The organism is Ruegeria sp. CH10 (assembly GCF_056537125.1).
The window spans coordinates 234,811-257,635 of record NZ_JBQFQY010000001.1; the positions used below are offsets into that span (position 1 = coordinate 234,811).

Here is a 22,825-nt window from a genome sequence, read left to right on the forward strand (position 1 = left end):
CACATGATGGCACTGGCCATGTCGACTTTGTCGGCGCGGGACCGGGCGATCCGGAGTTGCTGACCCTCAAGGCGCTGCGCGCGTTTGAGCGGGCTGACGTCGTTCTGCATGACCGCCTGATCAGCCCCGAGGTTCTGGAACTGGCCGGTAAATCCGCCCGGCTGGTCGATGTCGGCAAGGCGGGCTTCGGGCCATCGTGGAAGCAGGAAGACATTGACGCCCTGCTGGTCGACTACGCCGCAAAGGGCCACCGCGTTGTGCGCCTGAAGTCGGGTGATCCCACCGTATTTGGCCGTCTGGATGAAGAGATCGAAGCGGTCGATGCCGCTGGCATCCCCTGGCAGATCGTGCCTGGAATCACGGCTGCTTCGGCTGCTGTCGCAGGCATTGGTCAAAGCCTGACACGCCGGGGCCGCAATTCCTCGGTGCGGTTTCTGACCGGCCACGACATGAAGGGTTTTGCAGATCACGATTGGGCCGCGCTGGCGCGCCACGGGTCGGTGGCCGCGATTTACATGGGCAAGAAATCCGCCCGATTCATTCAGGGCCGTCTGATCATGCACGGCGCGGATCGCGACACGCCCGTGACGCTGATCGAAAACGCCTCGCGACCCGATCAACGCGTTCTGGCGACCAAACTGGACCAGTTGCCCAACGATTTGTCCGCCGCCGAAATGGACGGCCCAACCCTGACCTTTTATGGCCTCGCCCCGCGCCAAGCGGCCAAGGCCCTGACCGAATTCAAGAAGGAGCACGCCTGATGGCCCGCGCTTTTACCCCCAAAGTCGTCACCGCCAATGACCTGCTGGAAGGCGACGTTATCTACTTGACCGAAGACGACCGCTGGTCGCGTGAGCTGGCCGAGGCCGAACTGATCACCGATGAGGCCCACGCGCAGGTTCGTCTGCTGGATGCATCGCGTCAGGCCAACAAGATCGTCGGCGCCTATCTGGCTGATGCCGTCGCAGGCGAGAACGGTCCCGAACCCACCCATTTCCGCGAGGACTTCCGCCGCACCGGCCCGTCCAACTATGCCCATGGCAAGCAGGAAACAGAAACGCAGCCCCGGGCCTGATCTTCGGCCCTCTCTCTCCCCTTCAAGGCCCCAAGGTTTCGGGGCTGCAACTAAGGACAGCTAGACATGTATCGCTACTCCGAGTTCGACACAGCATTCCTGGAAGAGCGCAACAAACAATTCCGCGCACAGGTCGAGCGCCGCATTGACGGCTCGCTCACCGAGGATGAATTCAAACCCTTGCGCCTGATGAACGGGCTTTATCTGCAGCTGCACGCCTATATGCTGCGGGTTGCAATCCCTTATGGCACGCTGTCCAGCGCGCAGATGCGTCAGCTGGCCCTGCTGGCTGAAAAGTGGGACAAAGGTTACGGCCACTTCACCACCCGTCAGAACATCCAGTACAACTGGCCGAAACTGAAAGACGTGCCGGATATGCTGGACGCGCTGGCCGAGGTTGGTATGCACGCCATTCAGACTTCGGGCAACACCATCCGCAACGTGACCGCTGACCATTTCGCCGGTGCTGCCGCGGATGAGGTCGCCGATCCGCGCCCTTATGCCGAGCTGCTGCGCCAGTGGTCGACCGACCACCCGGAATTCCAGTTCATGCCGCGTAAGTTCAAGATCGCGATCACCGGTTCGGAAAATGACCGCGCCGTGATCAAGGCGCACGATATCGGCCTGCAGCTGGTTGAACGCGACGGCGTTCTGGGTGCTCGCGTCATCGTGGGCGGTGGTCTGGGCCGTACACCCATGATCGGCAAAGAACTGTCCGATTTCGTCGCCTTCGACGACCTTCTGGCCTATCTTGAAGCGACTGTGTCCGTCTGGAACCAGATCGGTCGTCGCGACAACAAGTACAAAGCGCGCATCAAGATCACCGTGCACGAGAACGGTATCGACACCATTCGCGCCAAGGTCAACGAGCGTTTCCTGCAGGTTCGCCCGCAGTTCAAAGGCGCGGACATGGCCCTGCTGGAAGAGATCAAGGGCCACTTCGCGGCACCTGATTTCCGTCAGGGCTCGGTTGCGTCTTTTGAAAGCGCCTATATCAACGATCCGGTCTTCCGCTCGTGGGTCGATACCAACATCGCGCCGCACAAGAATGCGGATCATGCGATCGTGACGATCTCGATCAAAAAGCACGGCGCGACGCCCGGTGATGCAACCGGTGAACAGATGCGCGTGATGGCCGATCTGGCCGAAGAGTTCGCCTATGACGAACTGCGCATCAGCCACGAACAGAACGTGATCCTGCCGCATGTCCACAAGTCGGACCTGCCCGCGATCCACGCCAAGCTGAAAGAATATGAGTTAGCGACCGCCAATATCGGCCTGATCAGCGACATCATCGCCTGCCCCGGCATGGATTACTGCGCGCTGGCGACGGCCCGTTCGATCCCGGTTGCACAGGAAATCGCCAACCGCTTTGACGACCTGAAGCTGGAACATGATATCGGTCACCTGAAGATCAAGATCTCGGGCTGCATCAACGCCTGTGGTCACCACCACGTGGGCCATATCGGCATCTTGGGACTGGATCGCGCGGGCGTCGAGAACTACCAGATCACTCTGGGCGGCGACGGTACGGAAACGGCAGCCATTGGCGACCGCACCGGCCCGGGCTTTGCCTATGATGAGATCGTTCCGGCAGTCGAGCGGATCGTGAACACCTATCTGGAACAGCGCGACAGCCCCGAGGAAGAGTTCTTGCAGACCTATCGCCGTGTTGGCATGGCTCCGTTCAAAGCAGCCCTCTACCCCGAGGCGCAGGCGAATGCCGCTTGATCTGATCCAGACGGAACTGGGCAAAGACCGTAGCGAACTGACCGAACGGGTCGAGGCGCTGAATGCCCGGTTCCGGCACCACTCGGCGCATGATGTCATGCACGGTGCCATTGATGAGATCGACGCGCTGGCGCTGGTCTCAAGCTTTGGCGCCGAGTCCGTGGTGTTGCTGCATATGGCCGCCGTGGTCGACAAGATGACCCCGGTTCTGTTTGTCGATACGCAGATGCTGTTCGTGGAAACGTTGGAGTATCAGCACGAGGTCAGCGAACGTCTGGGCCTGAAAAACGTGCAGATCATCCGCGCCGAGGACGAGGACGTGCAACGCGAAGACCCCTATGGCGCATTGCGCCTTCGGGATACGGATGCCTGCTGCAACTTGCGCAAGACCTTTCCGTTGCAAAAGGCGCTGACGGGGTATTGTGGCTGGATCACCGGGCGCAAGCGGTTTCAGGCCGGCACCCGCGCCGCGCTTGAGTTCTTTGAGGTTGAAGACGGCACAGGCCGGATCAAGGTCAACCCGCTGGCCCATTGGGCGCCCGAAGACGTGCGCGCCTATATGGAAGAGAACAACCTGCCCCGGCATCCGCTGGTGGCAAAAGGATACCCTTCGATCGGGTGTGCGCCCTGCACTTCGCCGGTCAAAGAGGGCGAAGACCCTCGCGCCGGACGCTGGCGCGATCAGAACAAGGAAGAATGCGGCATTCATTTTGTAGATGGCAAAATGGTGCGCGCCGGAGAGACAACATGAGTGTAATCGTAACGGATGAAGGCTTTGGCCTTGATGACTGGACCGATGGGTTCGTCACCCTGGAAGACGCCGCAAATGATGTGGTCGCGCTGGACGTAAGCTCGGACACCGACCCGGATGAGCTGGTCGACCGGCTGGGCAATGCCCAGATGGTGCGCGTGGATTTCCCCTCGTCCGCAGACGGGCGCGGCTTTACCATCGCTCGCATCCTGCGCCTGAAAGGCTACAAGGGGCGGTTGCGCGCCCGTGGCCATGTGCTGGCGGATCAATACGCCATGGCACGCCGCAGCGGCTTTGATGAGATCGAGATCGACGACTCGCTTGCCCAGCGTCAGCCCGAAGATCAGTGGCTTGCGCGCTCGAACTGGCAGGACAACAACTATCAGGCCCGCCTGCGCGGCTAAGTCCGCCTATCGCCAGCCGTGAAACAGGACGTGGGGGCAACTGCCCCCTTTTCCTGACTTGGATCAAAGATTAAACGGAGATGTCGGTTTACCCAACCGGCTGTGACAACGATGACAGAGATGAAGCCCGTGACCGAAGCAACCGCCGTAAAGGCCCCCGTACTGCCGGACGCCCAGACCGTGACCGAGGTCAAGCACTGGACCGACAGCCTATTTTCCTTCAAGGTGACGCGCCCCGCGACGCTGCGGTTCCGCTCGGGTGAGTTTGTGATGATCGGCCTGATGGGCGATCCCGATCCCAAGACCGGCAAGCAAAAGCCGCTGTTGCGCGCTTATTCCATCGCCTCGCCGTCCTGGGACGAAGAGCTGGAATTCTACTCGATCAAGGTACAGGACGGTCCGCTGACATCCAAGCTGCAGCACATCAACCCCGGTGATCAGATCATCCTGCGGCCCAAACCCGTTGGCACATTGGTGCATGATGCCCTGCTGCCGGGCAAACGCCTGTGGTTCTTTGCCACCGGCACCGGCTTTGCGCCCTTTGCCTCGTTGCTGCGCGAACCGCAGACCTATGAGGATTACGATGAGGTCATCATCACCCATACCTGCCGCGAAGTGGCCGAGCTGGAATTCGGTCGCCAGTTGATCGAAGACATCCGACAGGATGAGTTGCTGGCCGAGCTGATCGGTGAAGGTTTTGCCGACAAGATCCGCTATTACCCGACCACCACGCGGGAAGAGAGCCCCAAGATGGGCCGTATCACCAACCTGCTGAAAGACGGAACAGTCTTTGCCGATCTGGGCATCGAAGGCGGTATCAAGCCGGAAACCGACCGCGCGATGGTCTGTGGCTCCTTGGCCTTCAACCTGGACATCAAAGCGATCCTGGAAGAGTTCGGCCTGCGCGAAGGTGCAAATTCCGAGCCCAAGGAATTCGTCATCGAAAAGGCCTTTGTCGGCTGATCTACACGCCCGGGTCGTGGTACTGACTGCGGCCCGGGCATAAACCTGCTGCAAAACCTGCGGATTTCAGCGGTTTCGGCGTTGATCACGCTTGAATCAACACGCAGGGCGGTCTAAATTTCGGGCTCGAAATTCTGCAATCATCAAAGGAATGAACCCATAGCCCGCAGACCTCACAACGCGCCGCCGCAGAGAGACACTGGCCCGCGCGTCAATGAAAAGATCCGTGCCCCCGAAATTCGCCTGATCGGCGCCGAAGGTGAAAACGTCGGGGTGGTTCATCCCGCCAAAGCCATGCAGATGGCCGCCGATGTCGGTCTCGATCTGGTTGAGATTTCGCCCAACGCGAACCCGCCAGTCTGCAAAATCATGGATTTCGGCAAGTTCAAGTACGAACAGCAGAAACGCGAAAGCGAAGCCCGCAAGAAACAAAAGATCATCGAGGTGAAAGAGGTCAAGTTCCGGCCCAACACCGACACGCACGACTATGACGTCAAGATGCGCAACGTGTTCAAGTTTCTTGAGAATGGCGACAAGGTAAAAGTGACTCTGCGCTTCCGTGGCCGCGAGATGGCCCACCAGAACCTTGGGCGCGAGCTGCTGGAACGCGTGGCCGAGGACATCAAAGAACTGGGCAAGATTGAAAACATGCCCAAGATGGAAGGCCGTCAGATGATCATGATGATCGGACCTCTGCCGCAGAAGTAAGATCGGCAAAAGTTGAACAGCTTTAAGCCTCCTCTGCCCGAGGGGGCTTTTATTTTGCCCGCCGTTCTTTCCGCCATTGGAGGGCGTCGTTGAAGTCGAAGCCCAACGAAATCAGGTCGACGATCAGCAGGATGATCAAAAAGGTGACATAGCTTTGCGGCAAAATGGGCGCGCCGGTCAGCGTGATCCCCACGATGGCAATCATCGGTCCCCACAACAGCAAATGCGGTATGGCCATGGCTTTGCTCATCCCCCGCGCGGCGATCATGATCGGCAGGTTCAGCGCCATCCCCCCGATCGAGAACAGTGCGATGATATCCGCGTTCGGCTGGCCCAGAAACGCGACAGGCGCAAGGTTGACAGGCACCAGGATCACGGCGACCCAAACCTGCACCCACAGCGGGAGGGCCCTAAAACTCGTCCAGATATCCGTGATCATGCGGTCGGCCCCTTTTCTTGGTGTACCGTATTGATCGCAAACACAAAGCCTGTCCGCAAGTTTCTCAGATCACGGAACGGATCGCCGTGTCCAGTTTGCCGACCATTTCGTCAACCTGCGTGTCGTCGATGATGAAAGGTGGTGCCAGCAGGATGTGATCCCCCTGCCTCCCATCGCGCGTACCGGACATCGGGTAGCAAATCAGACCTTCGGCCAAGGCGGCTTTTTTGATCTTTCCCGCAACTCCAAGCGCCGGATCGAACGGAGCCTTAGTCCCGCGATCAGCCACCAACTCGATCCCTCGAAACAACCCGCGCCCGCGCAAATCACCGACATTGGGATGTTGGCCAAAGGTGGCTTCAAGCGCCGTTTGCACCTTGTCCCCCATGACGCGGGCCCGGTCCGGCAGAGCACGTTCAGTGAGTTCCCCCACCACGGCCAATGCAGCGGCTGTGGCAACCGGATGGCCGATATAGGTGTGGCCGTGCTGAAAGAACCCCGACCCGTCGCGGATCGCATCGTAGATTTCACTGGTGCACATCATCGCGCCGATTGGCTGATACCCTGCCCCCAACCCTTTGGCAATGCACAAAATATCCGGCGCGACCCTGTCATGGTCGCAGGCAAACAGATGCCCTGTCCGCCCCATGCCGCACATCACCTCATCAAGAATCAGCAATACGCCATATTGGTCGCAGATTTCACGAATACGTTTGTAGTACCCTTCAACCGCAGGCACCGCGCCAAGGGTCGCCCCCACTACGGGCTCGGCGATAAAGGCCATCACGGTATCCGGACCAAGGCGTAGAATCTCGGCCTCAAGCTCATTGGCGACGCGTTGACCGTAGTCATGGGTGCTTTCGCCATCAGGCTTCTCGGCATATTCATAACAGGGCGCGATATGGGTCATGTCGATCAGCATCGGCGCAAACTGCGCCCGCCGCCACGCGTTGCCACCAGCCGACAAAGCGCCCAGCGTGTTCCCATGATAGCTCTGCCGCCGGGCAATCACGTGGCGGCGGTCCGGCTGACCGACCTCAAGAAAATACTGCCGCGCCAGTTTGATCGCAGCCTCGGTCGCCTCGGACCCACCCGAGACGAAATACACCCGGTCCAGATCCCCCGGCGCGTGTTTCACCAACAGATCCGCCAGCGCCTCGGCCGGTTCCGAGGTCATGAACCCGGAATGCGCAAAGGCAATCTTTTCCACCTGCTCTTGCACCGCGCGTATGACGGACGGGTTGGAATGACCCAGACACGAGACAGCCGCATCACCACAATCCAGATAACGCCGCCCCTGCGCATCGATCAGGTAACAGCCGTCCCCGCCCGCCGCGACAGGCAGATCGGATTTGGTGTGGCGTGGAAATACGTGACTCATTTGACTGCTCCTTGCAATTTTGCAACCAACGCGGCGACAGACGCGGCATTGTCTTTCCAAAGGGTCCCAGCTTCATCCGTCAGGCTGTTTTCAAACCCGACCCGCACATCGCCGCCGCGTGCAGCAGCATGAAGCAAACAGGCATGTTCCTGCGCGCCAAAGGCACAGATCATCCAAGGCGCAGTATCTTGCGGAAACTGGTCCAAATCCTGCGGCGCGGATTGCTGACCGGACGCATACCGGCCCAGCACCAGAATCCGCTCAACCTGCCCCGCGCATACAATTCCCGAATCCTGCCATTGTTTCAGCAAGGCCGCGTCGTCCGCATTATAAAGGATGTGCTGAACCCGCGTCCCCTGTTCGGCGCAAAGACCGTAGACCTTAGGGGCCAGTTCGGGCACCCGCGCTATTTCACGAACGGAAACCGACGCCCATTCGGGCCGCACCCTTTCAAGGCACCCAAGCTGGGCCGGTACATCGAACATACCCGCCGATTCCGTGGTAATCTGCACATCCATCCCCGGTACAGTTTCCCCAAGCGCCGCAAGAGCCTCTCGGTATCGCCCAGCATCCAATGAATGCTGACCGGCATTGTCCCGCACATGCAAATGCAGCCCGTCTACACCTGCGTCAAAACAGGCAAGTGCGGTGGCCACGATCTGGTCCACGGAGACCGGCAATGCCGGGTGATCTGACACACCTCGACGTGCACCATTCGGAGCCACCAGAACATAGGGGCGATTCATGTCAGCCATTCGCGTACCTCTTGTCTCGCCCGCTATTTAACCAGCTGTGCAGTGTTTTTAAGTTGCCTTCTTCAAAACATTTGTTTTTCTGTGCAGATGAAGACCACACCAAACCAAATCACGGATCGATTGCGGCAAGGCATCGCTCAGATGCCTCCGGCCCTGCAGGCCGCCGCGAAATACGTCATCGATCATCCCGGGGATTTCGGCCTGAACCCGATCCGAACGACCGCTGCCCGCATAGGTGTCAGCTCAAACGTGCTGGTGCGCTTGGCGCAACGTCTGGGTTTCGACAGTTTCGAAACCTTCCGCGCGCCATTCCGCACCGCGCTGGTCACTGACCGCGAAGCTGAACTGGGCCAGGATTGGATGACTTCCCTGCAAGGCGAAGATGCTTTTCACCAGACACAGGCCAGACTTGCACAGAACGAACAAAACGTGGTCACGCGATCCCTGCGCCTGATGAAGCCCGAGCAGGTGCGCGCAGCGGTCCAGCACATCACATCCTCGCGCCGGTGTTTTGTGACAGCAACGCGCGCAAGCTATGCCTTGGCCTATTACTTTTCCTACACAGGCCGCATGGCCTTTCCCGGCATGCAACTGATTCCGCGCCATGTCGGATCAGCAACGGATGATCTATTGGATGCGGACGCGCAGGATTGTCTCGTCGCCATCACCGTCCATCCTTATTCCGCCGACACGATCCAGTCGATGCGCTTTGCCAAACAGCGCGGGCTGCGGCTGATCCTGATCTCCGACAGCGACGTGATCGCACCCGGTGTCGAACCCGATGTCGCCTTCACCGTCAGCACCCGCGCCCTGCATCCGTTTGCCTGCTATACCGGCGCGATGGCCGTTCTGGAATGCCTGCTGGGCCATCTGTTCGACGCCGGAGGCGACACCGCCCGGCAAAGAACTGACGCCTACCAAAAGGCCCGCGAGGATACAGGCGCTTATTGGCAGCCCTCGAAACCCCCAAGGCTGCGCCGGACGTAACAAAAGCACCCGGTCTCTGCGAATGCAGGGTAGGAGCGTTTGCGAACAGGCTTCGACGGAGGGATGAAACCCGTGCCCGCGGATTATCGCTTGCGCGATGCCCTTGGTTGAGGGCGGGTCGGAATTTCTTTCAAAAGCCCGCCAACGCCCATGGCGGCAATATCCGCCCCGGTCGTCTCGATCCCGCAGGCCACGCGCGACAGGACCCAATCGGCCCCGTTCAGCGCGGGCGAGCGCGCGCAGCCCGGTAACCCGATGACCGGCCTTTGATCCAATGAGCCCAGAAACAGCAGGTTGCCCGGATCAACCGGCATCCCAAAGCGATCCACCTGACCCCCAGCCTGCCGCACGGCTTCGGGTGCGACATCCGACACATCCGAGGTGGCCGAGCCGGTCAGGATCATCCGCAACTCGCCCCCCATTTCACGGACGGCCCGGGACAGCGCATCGGTCTGGTGCGGTACGACACACACATCTGTCAGTTCCATCCCCAACGCTTCGACCCGACCCCGAATGGCTGCGATGCCCTTTTCGTTCGGAGGCCCGCCGGGGATGTCCGTCACGACCAGACCCGCGGTCCGATAAATCGGGGGGCGCAGACGGATCGCACCATGTGCCAGCTGGGCGACCTTTTCCACATCGGCCCTCGGCACGGCATAGGAAATTACCTTGATGGTTGCGACCATGCCTCCGGCGGTCATCTGTTGGTATTGCGGCACCGTTGCCACAGTGATCATGGGATTGACCTGATTGAACGCCTCAAGCGCTGCGACGTCCAGAACTGCGATACCCGGCCTGTCCGCCAACAGGTTCACCCGCCCGGTGAAAGCCTGTGTCACACGCAACGCGGCCTCTTGGGCATCGGGGACCAGAGCGGCGGCCAACAGCCCGGCGGCCTCATCCTCGTGACAATCGTCGGGGCCCAGACGCGCAACTGTCACTGCGCTGTGCCCGGCTGCTGTAAGCGCCTTGATATGATCGGGCGTCAGCGTCAGACCTTTGCGCAGCTTGGTGTCGCCGGCCTGCACGGAATGCGCCAGGATCGCGCCTATGGCCTCATCAACAGCAACTTCGCCAAATTTCACGCCTTACCCCTCAGAACGGCGGTCATTTGCGCCAGAATGGCCACCGCAATTTCAGAGGGGCCCGTCGCGCCGATATTCAACCCGATGGGTCCATGGATGCGCGCGATCTGATCGTCGGTAAACCCGGCCTCTTTCATCCGCGCCACTCGCTTGGCATGGGTGCGGGTCGACCCGAGCGCACCGATATAGAACACCCCTGCCTGCAATGCGGCCTCAAGCGCCGGATCGTCCAGTTTGGGGTCATGGGTCAGCAGAACCACCGCCGTGCGCGAATCCATGCCCAGTTTTGCGACGGCCTCGTCTGGCCAGTCCGTCAGAATCTTTTCGCCGGGAAAGCGCGCATCCGAGGCGAACGCATCGCGCGGATCAATGATCGCCGGATCATAGCCCGCGATCCGCGCCATGGGCACCAGCGCCTGCGCGATGTGTACCGCACCAACGATGATCAACCGTAGCGGCGGGTTGTGGACGGCGACAAAGGTCTGCCCGTCTTCCTCGAACCCGGACTTGTCCATGCGCAGCCGCTCGGGGTAGGCATTGCGCCGCAGCGCGCGGTGGCCGGTTTCGGTATTGACCTCATAGGCTATGGGTTCGCGTCGGGCGCGGGCCTCGACCAGTTCGCGCAGCATGGGTTCGGGCAGCACTTTGCCCACAGGTTCCACCAGAACGCGGATGGTGCCGCCACAGGCCAGACCAACGGCAAAGGCGTCCTCATCACTCACGCCGAACTCCAGCAGGCGTGCGTCGCCTTCGTCGATCGCCTCAAGCGCCTCGACCACGACAGCGCCTTCGACACACCCGCCCGAGACCGACCCTTCGATCCGGCCATCGCCGCCGATCACAAGCTGTGCCCCCACACGGCGCGGAGCGCTGCCCCAGGTCTGTACCACCGTGGCCAAGGCCGTTGGCTTGCCCGCATCAAACCAGCGCAACGCGGTTTCTGGGCTGCAGTCGAATCTATCCATTGACCCCTCCCGAAGTCCTTTCGATCAACATAGGCAGGTTTGACCGGAATAAAAGGAAGTCATAATCCCGCACCGGCTGGCAGATCGGCGCAATTTGGCCCGGAATTCCGGTATTTGCGTCCGGCATTGATTGTCATCCGACCCGATTCTAGCCTACACGCGCAGTTGCAACATTCGCAAATGCGCATGTTTCATTTTCACAAAGGAGACAAAGAGTTGAAACGCATTTTTACATTGGGAGTGGGCCTTGGACTGCTGGCGTCGACCGCCGTCAGCGCCGACACTTTCCTGCGATATGGCGAAGTTGAAGGATGGAAGGTCTTTATTGATCAGGACAAGAAATCCTGCCTGATCGAGGCTGTGGACGACTCGGAAAACGTTGTGCAGATGGGCCTGACTGAAGACCGCGGAGTGGGCTATGTCGGCGTCTTCACCAAAGCCGAGACCGACATCAAACGTGGCGAGACCGAAGGCGTGGCGATTCTGCTGGGCGACAATATCTATGTAGGCGAAGCCACCGGCATGAAGGGTAACATCACCAAAGGGTATTCCGGCGGCTATGTCCTGTCCGATGATCCGCAGTTTGCCGAAGACATTGCAAAACAAAAAGTCATGGTTGTGTTTCCTGAAAAGGAATTCGCCTTCACCGTCGACCTGACCGGCACCTTCAAGGCCATGGAAATGGCGCGGAAGTGCAATCAGGAACAACTGGACGGCTGATCAGCCCGAAAGCGCGGTCATCAGCCGCGCTTTCTCTCCCACGTCATCTGGTTTTGAGATGACATTGGCCAGGTCCTCCAGCGACGCGATTGAGTGACCCGCGCGGAAGCTGTCCACATGCGGCAGCATGGCCGCGACGCCTTGTGCCTTGGGCGCGAACCCATCCCAGCGCAGCAGCGGGTTCAGCCAGATCAGGCGACGGGCAGAGAGGTGCAGCCGCTCCATCTCTTTTCCAAGCGCTTCGGGCTCTCCACGATCCAGCCCGTCCGAGATCAGCAGGACCACCGCCCCCTGTCCCATGACACGCCGCGACCAATCCCGGTTGAACGCATGCAGGCATTCCCCGATCCGTGTGCCGCCCTCCCAATCCTGCGCCTCGGCCCCGGCTGCGGCCAGTGCGGCATCCACATCGCGCTGTTGCAGGTGGCGGGTGATATTGGTCAGGCGCGTGCCGAAGGTAAAGGCATGGACTTTGGCCCATCCTGCGCCCTTGGCGTTGGAGACCGTGTGCAGGAAATGCAGGATGATCCGGCTGTATTGGCTCATCGAACCTGAGATGTCACACAGCACCACCAGATTTGGCCAGCGGTGTCTGGGCTTTTGCCGGGCAATTTCGTGCAGCTCTCCGCCCTGCCGCATGGCGGCGCGCAGGGTTCTGGCCCGGTCTATGCGCTGCCCAAGATGGCTGGGCTGACCCCGCCGCGATTCAATGGGTTTCACCGGCAGAGTCATCCGCGCCAGCATGCGTTTTGCCAGGGCGATCTCGGCCGTGCTCATCTGTTCGAAATCAAGGCTGCGCAGGCGTTCCTCGGTCGATGCAGTTTGCGAAGCATCAATCTCAAGCTCGGTATCTTCCTCTGATTCTGTTATGTCCGGCGGGTCGTGCTGCACACCATCCAACAGAGCCTCGGCTGCGCGTTTTTCCCCGGCCTCGGCTTTGCGATCCTCCTGCACGCCGCGGATGGCAGGCAGCATCATGGCCATCATATGTTCCATGTAACGCGGATCGCGCCAATACATGCGGAAGACCTGCGCAAAGACCGTCCGATGTTCGGGCCGGTTCACGAAACAGGCGTGCAGCGTCCAGTAGAAATCCCGCTTTTCCGAGAACCCGGCGGCCTGTACAGCGCGGATCGCATCGACGACACGGCCCGTTCCGATTGGCAAGCCCGCCTTGCGCAATGCGCGGGCGAAATGAGTGATGTTTTGTGCCAGTTTCGGGTTGTCGGGGATATCGAGTGGGAGTTGTTCTGCCATTACCTGTCATGGGGGCGCTGCCCCCATACCCCCGCCGTATTTCCAACAAGAAGAAGCATCAGGCCGGTTCTAAGGTGGCTTTGGCTTCGTCCAGAATGCGTTTGGCCTCGGATCCTTGCAGTTTCTGGATGTCGTCCTGGTATTTCAGGATTGCGCCAAGCGTGTCGCCGATCACTTCGGGGCTGAGGTTGATCACGTCCAGTGCCAGCAGGCATTTGGCCCAGTCGATAGTTTCGGCAACGCCGGGTTTCTTGAACAGGTCTTCGGTGCGCAGGTGTTGGACAAAGGCCACCACTTCGCGGCTGAGCGCCTGCGCCGCTTCGGGCGCGCGGGCGTTCAGGATTTCGATCTCACGGTCAAAATCGGGGTAGTCGACCCAGTGGTAGAGGCAGCGGCGCTTAAGGGCGTCATGCACCTCGCGCGTGCGGTTTGAGGTGACGATGACGATGGGCGGCTCGGGTGCTTTGACGGTGCCAAGTTCGGGGATCGTGACCTGGAAATCGCTGAGCGCTTCGAGCAGGAAAGCTTCAAACGGTTCGTCGGTGCGGTCAAGCTCATCAATCAGCAGAACGGGCGCGCCGTGGGCGTCCGGGCGCATCGCCTGCAGCAGCGGGCGTTCGATCAGGTAGTCGTCCGAAAAAAGCTCGGTTTGCAGCGCGCCGCGTTCGGCACCGCCTGAGGCTTCGGCGGTGCGGATGGCCACCATTTGCGCCGGGAAGTTCCATTCATAGACGGCCGAGGACGCATCCAGCCCTTCATAACACTGCAGCCGGATCAGTCGGCGGTTCAGGCCTGCGGCCAACGCCTTGGCGATCTCGGTCTTGCCGACGCCAGCCTCACCTTCCAGAAACAGGGGACGGCCCAGTTTCAGCGACAGGAACACCACCGTGGCCAGCGCCCGCCCGCAGACATAGCCTTGCGCGCCCAGCATGGTTTGAACGGCGTCGATGGATGTGGGCTGGGTCATGGGCAAATCTCTCCTTGGCCTCAAAAGGTCATGGCCGAGCCTTTGCGTCAAGGCCACGCGCCCAATGTGACCTACGACGTTCCGACGTGTTGACAAGGTCTTTTCCGGGCGCGGCCTCTGTGCTAGCGGGGGCGCATGACCGATAGCATCACGATCCGCCGCCCCGACGACTGGCATCTGCATCTGCGCGATGGCGCGATGTTGCAGGCCGTCCTGCCCGAAACCGCGCGCCATTTTGCCCGTGCGATCATCATGCCGAACCTTGTACCGCCAGTCGTGCGCGGCGATCAGGCCGCCGCCTATCGCGACCGGATCATGGCCGCCCTGCCCGACGGCATGACGTTCGAGCCGCTGATGACCCTGTACCTGACCGAGGACACCGATCCCGAGGATGTGGCAGCCGCCCATGCCAGCGGTCTGGTCAAGGCGGTCAAGCTATATCCGGCGGGGGCGACGACCAACTCGGCCTCGGGTGTGCGGGATTTCGACAAGGTGCGCCCGGTGCTGGAGAAGATGGCCGAGATCGGCCTGCCCATGTGCGTGCACGGTGAGGTCACGGATGCCGATATCGACATCTTTGACCGCGAGGCCGTTTTTATCGACCGCGTTCTGGACCCGATCCGCAAGGCGACACCCGGCCTGCGCGTGGTGATGGAACATATCACCACCAAGAACGGCGTCGATTACGTCAAGGCAAATGACAGCGATCTGGGGGCGACCATCACGACGCACCATCTGATCATCACCCGCAACCACATTCTGGCAGGCGGCATCAAGCCGCATTACTACTGCCTGCCCGTCGCCAAGCGCGAGGAGCACCGCCTGGCCCTGCTGGCCGCTGCGACCTCGGGCGATGCGCGGTACTTCCTTGGCACGGACAGCGCGCCGCATACGGATGAAAACAAGCTGTTGCCCTGCGGCTGTGCGGGCTGTTTCACGGCCACGAATACGATGTCACTTTTGGCGGAAATGTTCGAAGGTGAGGATGCGCTGGACAAGCTGGAAGGCTTTGCATCGGTGCACGGTCCGCAATTCTATCGCCTGCCGGTGAATGAAGAGACGATCACCCTGATCAAAGGGGATGTGGTGGATTATCCCGACAAGATCGAAACCGGTGACGGCCCTGTCACCGTGTTCGACCCCGGGTTCCCGTTGCACTGGCGCGTGGCCTAACCCACCACCATTTTTGACAGATCGCGGGCGCGGCCTCCGGTGCGCAGCATCGACCAGATCGCGTCCGCTGCATCGCCCCCGATCAGTTTGGATGCTTTGCCGCGCACGCGATCCTCTCGGTCTGACAACGGCATCGGAGCCAGCAGATCATGCGTCGCCTCGGGCCGCGCACCGTCACGGCGCAGCAGGGACAGATGGGCCTGCGTTTCCGACAGGCTCTCATCCGCTTCAACCACAATCCGATCCCGCAGGGATTGCACACGCGGGTCGGCGCAGGTTTTATCGGAATAGCTGGTGGGCAGCGCCGTATCGTACCCCAGCGCCTGCATCGCAATCACGGTCCGATATGAGAATTTGGCCCCCAGTCCGGTGGTCGGAGAGGTCTGATTGCAGACGCTCATCCAGCGGGGATGGGTTTTGATTTTGATCTCGGCCACTTCGGGTTCGGCAATGTCCAATTCACGTGCGGCCTCAAGCGCGGCATGCAGGCCGTGGCAGCAGGCATGAAACTTGTGGCTGACAGTTTCGAACAGCCATTCCTCGCCCAACCCCGCCAAGGCGGTCTGGGCGTCCCCTTCGCCCTGATGTGTCGCGCCAAACCCATAGGGCCCTTCCAGCGCGTCCATATTGGGCTCAAACCCTTTGGCGATCAGCAAGGCGGCCTCGACCCCGGCCGAGGCTGCAAGCCCCGCGTTGTAGGGTTTGCCCATCGTGCCGAACTGCGCCTTGAGCCCGGCGGCGCGTGTCGCCGTCAGGCCCAGAACCTTGCGCATCTTTGCAGCGTCAAAGCGCAGAACACGCCCCGCTGCGACGGCGGCCCCAAAGGCGCCAGCGGTGGCTGTCTGGTGAAACCCCGCCTGATAGTGATCGCGCCCCAGCCACAGGCCCACACGGATCGAAACCTCCATCCCAACCAAGGAAGCCTCAAGGAAATCGACAAGAATGCGATCATCCAATTCGCTCAGCGCAAGGGCAGCGGGCAGAATGGCGACCGAGGGGTGGCCGATATGGGCAAAATGCGTGTCGTCATAATCCAGCGCGTGAGATACCGTGCCATTGACCAACGCTGCCCCGCGCAAAGGGGCGGCACCCCCGCCAAACAGGTGGGCTTGTGCGGCCCCTGCCTCACCCAATACCAGATCGCGCACCGCATGCGACACCGGCTCATCCACGCCCGCGCGCCCAACCGCGATCCAGTCCAGAACGGACAGAGAGGTGACGATCCGCGCCTGCTTGGTCGTTTCAACAGGGCCAGCCGCAAATGCGGCCAAGGAAGAAGAAAAATCGCTCATGCGCGCAGTCTAGCGTGCGCCGTTTGCGGGTAAAGCCTTAGCTGTACAAATCCGCGGCGCGTGTCTCGAACGCCTGAACGATCCGGTGCATCGCCTCGTTGAAGACGACGCCGATGATGCCTTGCAGGATGGCGTTCTTGAATTCGAAATCCACGTGGAACGAGACGTTGCAGCCACCCTCGGGCGCGTCCTCAAATTGCCAGTCGGATTTCATGTATTTGAACGGACCGTCCAGATATTCGGTGTCGATCTTCATCTGATCGGGGAACAGGGTCACGCGGCTGCCGAACCGTTCGCGGAAAACCTTGAACGAGATCACCAGATCCGCCTCCATCACCTGCGCCTCACCGGCGGCGTAGGTCCGGCGGATACGGGCGGCGGCACACCAAGGCAGAAACTCGGGGTATTTGGCCACATCCGCGATCAGGTCGTACATCTGCTGCGCTGTATACGGCAGGTGGCGGGTTTCCGAATGAGTGGGCATGGCGTCCGGTATTTGCAGGTGACAATAGCGCGTCATGTCGTATGTTGCGCGCCAAAGATCAAGGGGGATGCAATGACGGACCGCGCATATGTGATAGATGAGATGATCTCGGCCAAGGCCATCGCCGCGCGGATCGAGGAGCTGTGCCGCGAGATCACGCGCGAGTTTGGCAATACCGACAAGCTGGTTGTGGTCGGCCTGCTGCGCGGCAGCTTCGTCTTTATCGCCGACCTGGTGCGCGAGCTTGACCTGCCGATCGAGGTCGATTTCCTTGAGGCGTCATCTTACGGAGATGCGATGGAAAGTAGCCGAGAGGTGCGTATTCTCAAAGACTTGCGCGGCGCGATTGAAGGGCGTGACGTGCTGGTGGTCGAAGATATCGTCGACACCGGCCACACGCTGAACCACGTCACCAAGCTGTTGCGCAGCCGCAAACCCGCACGGCTGAAATCCATCGCCCTGCTGGACAAACCCAGCCGGCGCGAGGTTGATTTCCGCTCTGACTGGATCGGGTTCGAGATTCCGGATGAATTTGTCGTGGGTTACGGGATCGACTTTGCACAGCGCAACCGCAACCTGCCCTTCATCGGCAAGGTGCGCTTTACCGAGGGGTAAACGGCCCCAGAACCTGCTGGATCGCCGCAAGGAAAATCCCGGTTCCGACCGGGATCAAGGCATCGGGAAAGTCATAGTCGGGGTTGTGCAACTGCGGATGACCTGCGCCGGACCCCAGCCAGAACATCGCCGATTTGGCCCCTTTGCCGAACTGCCCGAAATCCTCTGAGAATTTCTGCGGGTTGGGCGTCAGCGTATATTTGATGCCCGCCTGATCACAGGATTGCCGCAAGACTTCAACGGCTTCGGGGTCGTTTGTGCAGGCTTCGAACACATCCTCATAGCTGATCTCAACCCCCAACCCATGGGCCGATGCGGCCTGAGCGACCAGGGCCTCGGCCTCTTGCATCAGGCGCTGCATACGCGCGTCGGCCACTGTGCGCAGGGTCACCCACAGCTCAGCCCGGCCCGGAGTCACGCCGAACGTTGGCTCGCCCAGATTGGCATGTGTGACGGTGGTCAGGGCGAATTCGGCATCCAAAGTACCGCCCTGCCCCAAACCCGCCAATTGAGGCATCAAAACAGCCAGCGCGCCAGCCGGAGAAATCCCATCCTGCGGCGCGGCAGCATGGGATGTCTTGCCGGTCAGAGCAATTTTCATCCCGCGCGACGCGCAGTTGGTCGCGTCCTTGCACAAAGAGACCTCGCCCCGCGCCAGCCCTGGCAGATTGTGCAAAGAAAACACATAATCTGGCGCAATATCCGAGAATTGAGGATCATTCTGAAACGCGATTGCGCCCTGGCCCGTTTCCTCGGCGGGTTGAAAGATCAACACCACGCGGCCCGTATCCGGATGGGACTGCGCCAAATGTTCAGCCACGCCCAACACCATCACCATATGACCGTCATGGCCGCACAAGTGCCCCTTGCCCGGTACGCGCGAGGCATAAGCCGCGTCGGACATTTCCTGAATCGGCAGCCCGTCAAGCTCACACCGGATACCAACGATAGGCCCCGCCTGCCCGCTGTCGAACACAGCGGCAACGCCGTGCCCTCCGATCCCGGTCAGCACCTGATCCGCGCCACGCGCGCGCAGCTCATCTGCGATCCGTGCGGCCGTTTCGACCTCTTGCCCCGAAATCTCGGGATATCTGTGCAAGTCGTGACGCAGCCGGGTCAGCCGCGCAATCGTGTCGGGTGTCACCCCTGCTCCAGCTTTTTCTGGCGCGCGTCGCGCAGGCGGGCAAAGTCATCGCCCGCGTGATAAGACGACCGGGTCAACGGCGTCGCCGATACCATCAGGAACCCTTTGCCAAAGGCCGCCTTTTCGTAGGACGCGAATTCTTCAGGCGTTACGAAACGATGGACACCGTGGTGCTTTGGAGTGGGTTGCAAATACTGACCGATGGTCAGGAAATCGATATCAGCCGCGCGCATGTCGTCCATGACCTGACGCACCTGCTGTTCATCTTCGCCAAGGCCGACCATGATACCCGATTTGGTGAAGATCGACGGGTCCATCTCTTTAACCCGTTGCAACAGACGCAGAGAGTGGAAATAGCGCGCACCAGGACGCACTTCGGGATAAAGGCCCGGAACAGTTTCAAGGTTGTGGTTAAACACGTCCGGCTTCGCTTCGACCACAACTTCCAGAACCGAAGGATCACATTTCAAAAAGTCAGGCGTCAGAATTTCGATCGTTGTTTTGGGTGACCGGTGACGGACCGCCCGAATGGTCTGGGCGAAATGCTCGGCCCCGCCATCTTTCAGGTCATCGCGGTCTACCGAAGTAATGACCACATGGTTCAGCCCCAGCTTCTGCACTGCGTGGGCAACCCGGCCCGGCTCAAACGCGTCCAGATCATCCGGTCGGCCTGTGGCGATGTTGCAGAAGGTACAACCGCGGGTACAAATCTCGCCCATGATCATCATGGTGGCGTGGCCCTGGCTCCAGCATTCGCCCACGTTGGGGCACCCGGCCTCTTCGCAGACAGTCACCAGATTGTTCTCGCGCATGATCTTGTGGGTATCGGCATACCCTTTCCCGCCCGGAGCCTTGACGCGAATCCATTTCGGCTTTTTTGGTTGCGCATTGTCCTGACGATGCGCTTTTTCGGGATGTCTTTGTTCTGGGATCTTCAGATCACGCACGGTCGGCTTTCCTGACTTTGGGTCACTTTGCTTCCACATAATATAAACTGCAGGTCCAAGCTACGCCACCCATGCATAGCTGCCATAACAGCGCAGTATGCAAGTGCAGAAAAACATGGAATATTTCGCCCTGAACCCAAAGAAAACCATAGTCTTAAGTGGCATTCAGAAGTTTTTCAGATCACCGAATTATTCGCATTGAAGCCAATTTAGAACTGTTTTAAAGCCGCGAGAGTTCACGTATGAATCACAGGAATTTGAATATGAAGTCCGGGACTAAACTGCCTGATGTCACCTTCCACACCCGTGTGCGCGATGAGGCCATCGACGGCCCCAACCCGTTCCGCTGGGAAGACAAAACCACCGCAGACTACTTTGCTGGCAAGCGCGTGATCCTGTTTTCGCTGCCCGGTGCGTTCACGCCCACGTGCTCAACCTATCAGCTGCCCGGATTTGAAAACGGCTATGCTGAATTCAAGGACAAGGGCATTGATGACATCTACTGCATGTCGGTCAACGACAGCTTTGTGATGAACAAATGGGCACAGGATCAGGGTCTGCAGAACGTTAAGGTCATCCCCGATGGGTCGGGTGAGTTCACTCGTAAGATGGGCATGCTTGTCGACAAGGACAATCTGGGATTCGGCATGCGGTCGTGGCGCTATGCGGCGATCATCACCGACGGCGTAGTCGAAGCGTGGTTCGAAGAACCCGGCCTGATGGATAACTGCCCCGAGGATCCTTATGGCGTGTCGTCGCCGGAAAACCTGAAGAAACATCTGGACGAGGCGAAAGAGCCCGCTCTGGCCTAACAGATATCGTCATTCCCATTCAAAGGCCCGCCATGCGCGGGCCTTTTTCGTGTCAGGCGCGCGTGGCTGAGACGATCTCTTCGCCAACCCGGCGGATCACTTCGGCCAATTCATCGAACCAATTGTCCGGGCTGGTGGAGGCGCGGCGTACCAGACCAACTGTTCGGGCGGGTTGCGGCGCGCTGAATCGCATCAACTCAAGCCCCTGCACGGCGTCGGATTCCGCGCGTGCCGCCAGTTCAGGCATCAACGTGACGCCAAACCCTTCGGCCACCAATCGCGACAGCGTCGCCAGCGACGACGCCCCCATATTGATCAAACCGCTGCTGCGATCCTGGCCGCACACTTCCAGCGCCTGATCGGTCAGGCAGTGCCCGTCATCCAACAGCATCAACTGCGTCGTCTTCAGATCCAGCGGGTGAAGCGCCTGGGGATTTGAAGCCATTCCTCTCAAGCGCGCAGAGCTGCCAGCCAATAGAAACCGATCCTGAAACAAGGGCAGCTCAAACAACTCGCGCCCCCCGGACGGCAAGGCCATGACACCGGCGTCAATCTCACCCACGCGCAGCATGTCCAATAGTCGCTCGGTCCGTGCCTCGCGTATCTGGACCCGCAGCGAGACGTCAGATGTCCTGAGCCCGGCCAGGACGCCCGGCAGCAAATAGGGTGCGATTGTCGGAATGATTCCAATCGACAGCGACCTGTGACCACCCGACCGATCCCGGGCGAATTGATCCAACCTGTCAGATGCCCCCAGGATTTCGCGGGCAAATCCCAGAACGTCGCGCCCCAGAGGGGTCAGCAGAATATCCCGCGCCTGACGTTCGAACAAAGGCCCGCCCAAACTGTCTTCCAGCGCCTTGATCTGCACGGACAAGGCAGGCTGCGAAACATGGCATTTCTGCGCAGCCCGGCCAAAGTTCCGCTGTTCGGCGACGGCGGCGAAATACTGCAATTGTCTAAGGGTGAAATTCATAACCCCTGACTATCACTTACCTCCACATACGCAAGATAAACATATCAACCGATCATGCGATTGCGCTCGGACTGGGCTTCGTAGTGCCGTTTCAGCCGCTGCAATGCGATCCGCAGGACGATCTTACCCGAACGGGCCGACCATCCCATCCGCTTTTCCGCCAATTCCAGGCCTTCGAGATAACAGCAGCAACGCAAAGCCACATCGCTGAGACCAGGGCCAAGGTCGGACAAGGCGCTCTCGACACGATCCCTCGCGTCCGACGCGCCCTGCCCGCCGAAGGACTCGGTCTTAAAGCTGCCGCGCCCCCCAGCGGTCAGGAAGTGATCCCAGTTCTGCGCCACCTGAGGCCCGATTTGCGCCAGTTCGAAATCCTCGCGCAAACGCTCACCTGCGGCCACGAGCGTTTCATCCAGAAACGGCTTGCCGTCCCGGTCACGCCGACGCGCCAGTGCGATCAGCGGGCTTTCGGCGGCGCTGTATCGAATGCGCCGTGGCCGGTCGGTTTTTGGGCTGTCGCCCTGCCCCGACCTCATCTGGGATTGAAACGGGGCCTGCGCCTCGGCCATGCCGAACTCATTGCGTTCGCGTGCCTTGTTTTCGGCTTCGGCAATCAACCGGCTGAGGGCTGTCCGACCAGAGGCTGATATACGATACCGGGAAATTCGGCCTGGCTTGTCGCAGGATATCCAGTCATTCAACGCCAGCGCCTGCGCGATGGCACAATCCACAACCGCCGTCCGGGTCGCTGCGCTGTCGCCGCTGTCTCGAACGACAACAGCTTTGTCCATTTCCTCGGCCACTGCGAGAACGGACCCGGTTTCACACAGACGGCGCAGAATTCGCAGCGCCTCGCTGTTGAACACATCATCCTTTGCCGCCGCGTCCTCATCCGTGAAACGCGATGACGCAAAATCCGAAAAGCGATCCGTATCCGCAAAATGCGTTTCTGCCAGAGACTGCAGCGCAGCGTCCACCAACGGGTCATCCCGCCGTGTTTCGATACGTCTGATCTGTCTGAGTATGGTGGACGCATGGCATCCGGCAGATCGCGCAATGTCGCGGATCGACCGCCCGGTTTCGGTATGGGCCAGATACCTCTGCGCCCCTTCAGGTACCCAAGCCGGAATGGTGAAAGCCATGTTATTTTCCATAGTTCCTTGCCCTTGTCGCCACAACACTCTGTTCTCAAAC

24 protein-coding genes and 1 pseudogene are annotated in these 22,825 nt (G+C 60.2%); 12 read left to right on the forward strand and 13 right to left on the reverse strand.

Annotated features, from left to right (window positions below; translation table 11 throughout):
- Positions 1–14: 14 nt before the first annotated feature.
- The 7 genes and pseudogenes from cobA to infC form a co-directional block, all read left to right on the forward strand.
- Positions 15–761, forward strand: a pseudogene (gene cobA, locus ACRZ94_RS01200) (uroporphyrinogen-III C-methyltransferase); the annotation flags it as partial.
- Positions 761–1,075 (forward strand): DUF2849 domain-containing protein, encoded by a 315-nt coding sequence (locus ACRZ94_RS01205; protein WP_480650992.1) that lies wholly within the window; start codon positions 761–763, stop codon positions 1,073–1,075. The pseudogene cobA and the gene ACRZ94_RS01205, both read left to right, overlap by 1 nt.
- 66 nt (positions 1,076–1,141) lie before the next feature.
- Entirely contained in the window at positions 1,142–2,806 is a 1,665-nt protein-coding gene (locus tag ACRZ94_RS01210) for a nitrite/sulfite reductase (RefSeq protein ID WP_480796491.1), read from the forward strand.
- A complete protein-coding gene (locus ACRZ94_RS01215; protein ID WP_480796492.1) occupies positions 2,796–3,557 on the forward strand; it encodes a phosphoadenylyl-sulfate reductase in 762 nt (253 codons plus the stop codon). Before ACRZ94_RS01210 ends, ACRZ94_RS01215 begins: the two co-directional genes overlap by 11 nt.
- Entirely contained in the window at positions 3,554–3,961 is a 408-nt protein-coding gene (locus ACRZ94_RS01220) for a DUF934 domain-containing protein (RefSeq protein ID WP_480650986.1), read from the forward strand. The genes ACRZ94_RS01215 and ACRZ94_RS01220 overlap by 4 nt, the downstream gene beginning before the upstream one ends.
- A 111-nt stretch (positions 3,962–4,072) precedes the next feature.
- Entirely contained in the window at positions 4,073–4,924 is an 852-nt protein-coding gene (locus tag ACRZ94_RS01225) for a ferredoxin--NADP reductase (protein ID WP_480650984.1), read from the forward strand.
- Between the two features lie 246 nt (positions 4,925–5,170).
- The gene (infC, locus tag ACRZ94_RS01230; protein WP_243470737.1) at positions 5,171–5,632 is read left to right on the forward strand and encodes a translation initiation factor IF-3; all 462 of its coding nucleotides are present in this window, start codon (positions 5,171–5,173) and stop codon (positions 5,630–5,632) included.
- 49 nt (positions 5,633–5,681) lie between these two features.
- On the opposite strand, the gene ACRZ94_RS01235 is transcribed toward infC, so the two are convergent.
- From ACRZ94_RS01235 to ACRZ94_RS01245, 3 genes are all read right to left on the reverse strand, one after another.
- Positions 5,682–6,071: a hypothetical protein gene (locus ACRZ94_RS01235; RefSeq protein WP_480650982.1), complete on the reverse strand. Its 390-nt coding sequence runs from the start codon at positions 6,069–6,071 to the stop codon at positions 5,682–5,684.
- Between the two features lie 64 nt (positions 6,072–6,135).
- Positions 6,136–7,452, reverse strand: a complete 1,317-nt coding sequence (locus tag ACRZ94_RS01240; protein ID WP_480796493.1) for an aspartate aminotransferase family protein — start codon at positions 7,450–7,452, stop codon at positions 6,136–6,138.
- Positions 7,449–8,207, reverse strand: coding sequence for a beta-keto acid cleavage family enzyme (locus ACRZ94_RS01245; protein ID WP_480796494.1), 759 nt, complete (start codon positions 8,205–8,207; stop codon positions 7,449–7,451). The genes ACRZ94_RS01240 and ACRZ94_RS01245 overlap by 4 nt, the downstream gene beginning before the upstream one ends.
- Before the next feature lie 87 nt (positions 8,208–8,294).
- On the opposite strand from ACRZ94_RS01245, the gene ACRZ94_RS01250 reads away from it, so the two are divergent.
- Positions 8,295–9,194 carry a MurR/RpiR family transcriptional regulator gene (locus tag ACRZ94_RS01250; protein ID WP_480796495.1) on the forward strand — a complete coding sequence of 300 codons (900 nt, stop codon included), beginning with the start codon at positions 8,295–8,297 and terminating at the stop codon, positions 9,192–9,194.
- Positions 9,195–9,277: 83 nt separating this feature from the next.
- Here the strand turns inward: ACRZ94_RS01250 and ACRZ94_RS01255 are convergent, their stop codons facing one another.
- Together ACRZ94_RS01255 and ACRZ94_RS01260 are read right to left on the reverse strand one after the other, a co-directional pair.
- Entirely contained in the window at positions 9,278–10,279 is a 1,002-nt protein-coding gene (locus tag ACRZ94_RS01255; RefSeq protein ID WP_480796496.1) for a molybdopterin-binding protein, read from the reverse strand.
- Positions 10,276–11,244, reverse strand: a complete 969-nt coding sequence (locus tag ACRZ94_RS01260; protein ID WP_480796497.1) for an XdhC family protein — start codon at positions 11,242–11,244, stop codon at positions 10,276–10,278. Before ACRZ94_RS01260 ends, ACRZ94_RS01255 begins: the two co-directional genes overlap by 4 nt.
- Positions 11,245–11,460: 216 nt before the next feature.
- Here ACRZ94_RS01260 and ACRZ94_RS01265 point away from each other — a divergent pair, with 216 nt between their 5' ends.
- On the forward strand, positions 11,461–11,964 hold the full coding sequence (locus ACRZ94_RS01265) for a hypothetical protein (protein ID WP_480796498.1): 504 nt from the start codon (positions 11,461–11,463) through the stop codon (positions 11,962–11,964).
- Here ACRZ94_RS01265 and ACRZ94_RS01270 read toward each other — a convergent pair whose 3' ends face one another.
- Positions 11,965–13,221 (reverse strand): vWA domain-containing protein, encoded by a 1,257-nt coding sequence (locus tag ACRZ94_RS01270; RefSeq protein ID WP_480650970.1) that lies wholly within the window; start codon positions 13,219–13,221, stop codon positions 11,965–11,967.
- A 58-nt stretch (positions 13,222–13,279) separates the two neighbouring features.
- Positions 13,280–14,188, reverse strand: coding sequence for an AAA family ATPase (locus ACRZ94_RS01275; RefSeq protein WP_480650967.1), 909 nt, complete (start codon positions 14,186–14,188; stop codon positions 13,280–13,282).
- Positions 14,189–14,323: 135 nt separating this feature from the next.
- Between ACRZ94_RS01275 and pyrC the strand changes: the two genes are divergently transcribed.
- Complete coding sequence (pyrC, locus tag ACRZ94_RS01280; protein WP_480796499.1) at positions 14,324–15,361, forward strand: dihydroorotase; 1,038 nt, start codon at positions 14,324–14,326, stop codon at positions 15,359–15,361.
- Here pyrC and ACRZ94_RS01285 read toward each other — a convergent pair.
- The gene (locus ACRZ94_RS01285; protein WP_480796500.1) at positions 15,358–16,653 is read right to left on the reverse strand and encodes an MmgE/PrpD family protein; all 1,296 of its coding nucleotides are present in this window, start codon (positions 16,651–16,653) and stop codon (positions 15,358–15,360) included. The two genes, pyrC and ACRZ94_RS01285, sit on opposite strands and share 4 nt — an antisense overlap.
- A 37-nt stretch (positions 16,654–16,690) precedes the next feature.
- Positions 16,691–17,137, reverse strand: a complete 447-nt coding sequence (locus ACRZ94_RS01290) for a type II toxin-antitoxin system RatA family toxin (protein WP_480651439.1) — start codon at positions 17,135–17,137, stop codon at positions 16,691–16,693.
- Between the two features lie 72 nt (positions 17,138–17,209).
- Between ACRZ94_RS01290 and hpt the strand changes: the two genes are divergently transcribed.
- Complete coding sequence (gene hpt / locus ACRZ94_RS01295) at positions 17,210–17,752, forward strand: hypoxanthine phosphoribosyltransferase (protein ID WP_480650961.1); 543 nt, start codon at positions 17,210–17,212, stop codon at positions 17,750–17,752.
- Here the strand turns inward: hpt and ACRZ94_RS01300 are convergent.
- The gene (locus tag ACRZ94_RS01300) at positions 17,739–18,896 is read right to left on the reverse strand and encodes an amidohydrolase (protein ID WP_480796501.1); all 1,158 of its coding nucleotides are present in this window, start codon (positions 18,894–18,896) and stop codon (positions 17,739–17,741) included. The two genes, hpt and ACRZ94_RS01300, sit on opposite strands and share 14 nt — an antisense overlap.
- Complete coding sequence (gene lipA / locus ACRZ94_RS01305) at positions 18,893–19,843, reverse strand: lipoyl synthase (protein WP_480796502.1); 951 nt, start codon at positions 19,841–19,843, stop codon at positions 18,893–18,895. The genes ACRZ94_RS01300 and lipA overlap by 4 nt, the downstream gene beginning before the upstream one ends.
- A gap of 263 nt (positions 19,844–20,106) precedes the next feature.
- Between lipA and ACRZ94_RS01310 the strand changes: the two genes are divergently transcribed.
- Complete coding sequence (locus ACRZ94_RS01310) at positions 20,107–20,655, forward strand: redoxin family protein (RefSeq protein WP_480650956.1); 549 nt, start codon at positions 20,107–20,109, stop codon at positions 20,653–20,655.
- A 52-nt stretch (positions 20,656–20,707) separates the two neighbouring features.
- On the opposite strand, the gene ACRZ94_RS01315 is transcribed toward ACRZ94_RS01310, so the two are convergent.
- Together ACRZ94_RS01315 and ACRZ94_RS01320 are read right to left on the reverse strand one after the other, a co-directional pair.
- A complete protein-coding gene (locus ACRZ94_RS01315) occupies positions 20,708–21,631 on the reverse strand; it encodes a LysR substrate-binding domain-containing protein (protein WP_480650954.1) in 924 nt (307 codons plus the stop codon).
- A 44-nt stretch (positions 21,632–21,675) separates the two neighbouring features.
- Positions 21,676–22,785 (reverse strand): DUF6456 domain-containing protein, encoded by a 1,110-nt coding sequence (locus tag ACRZ94_RS01320; protein ID WP_480650952.1) that lies wholly within the window; start codon positions 22,783–22,785, stop codon positions 21,676–21,678.
- Positions 22,786–22,825 lie beyond the last annotated feature (40 nt).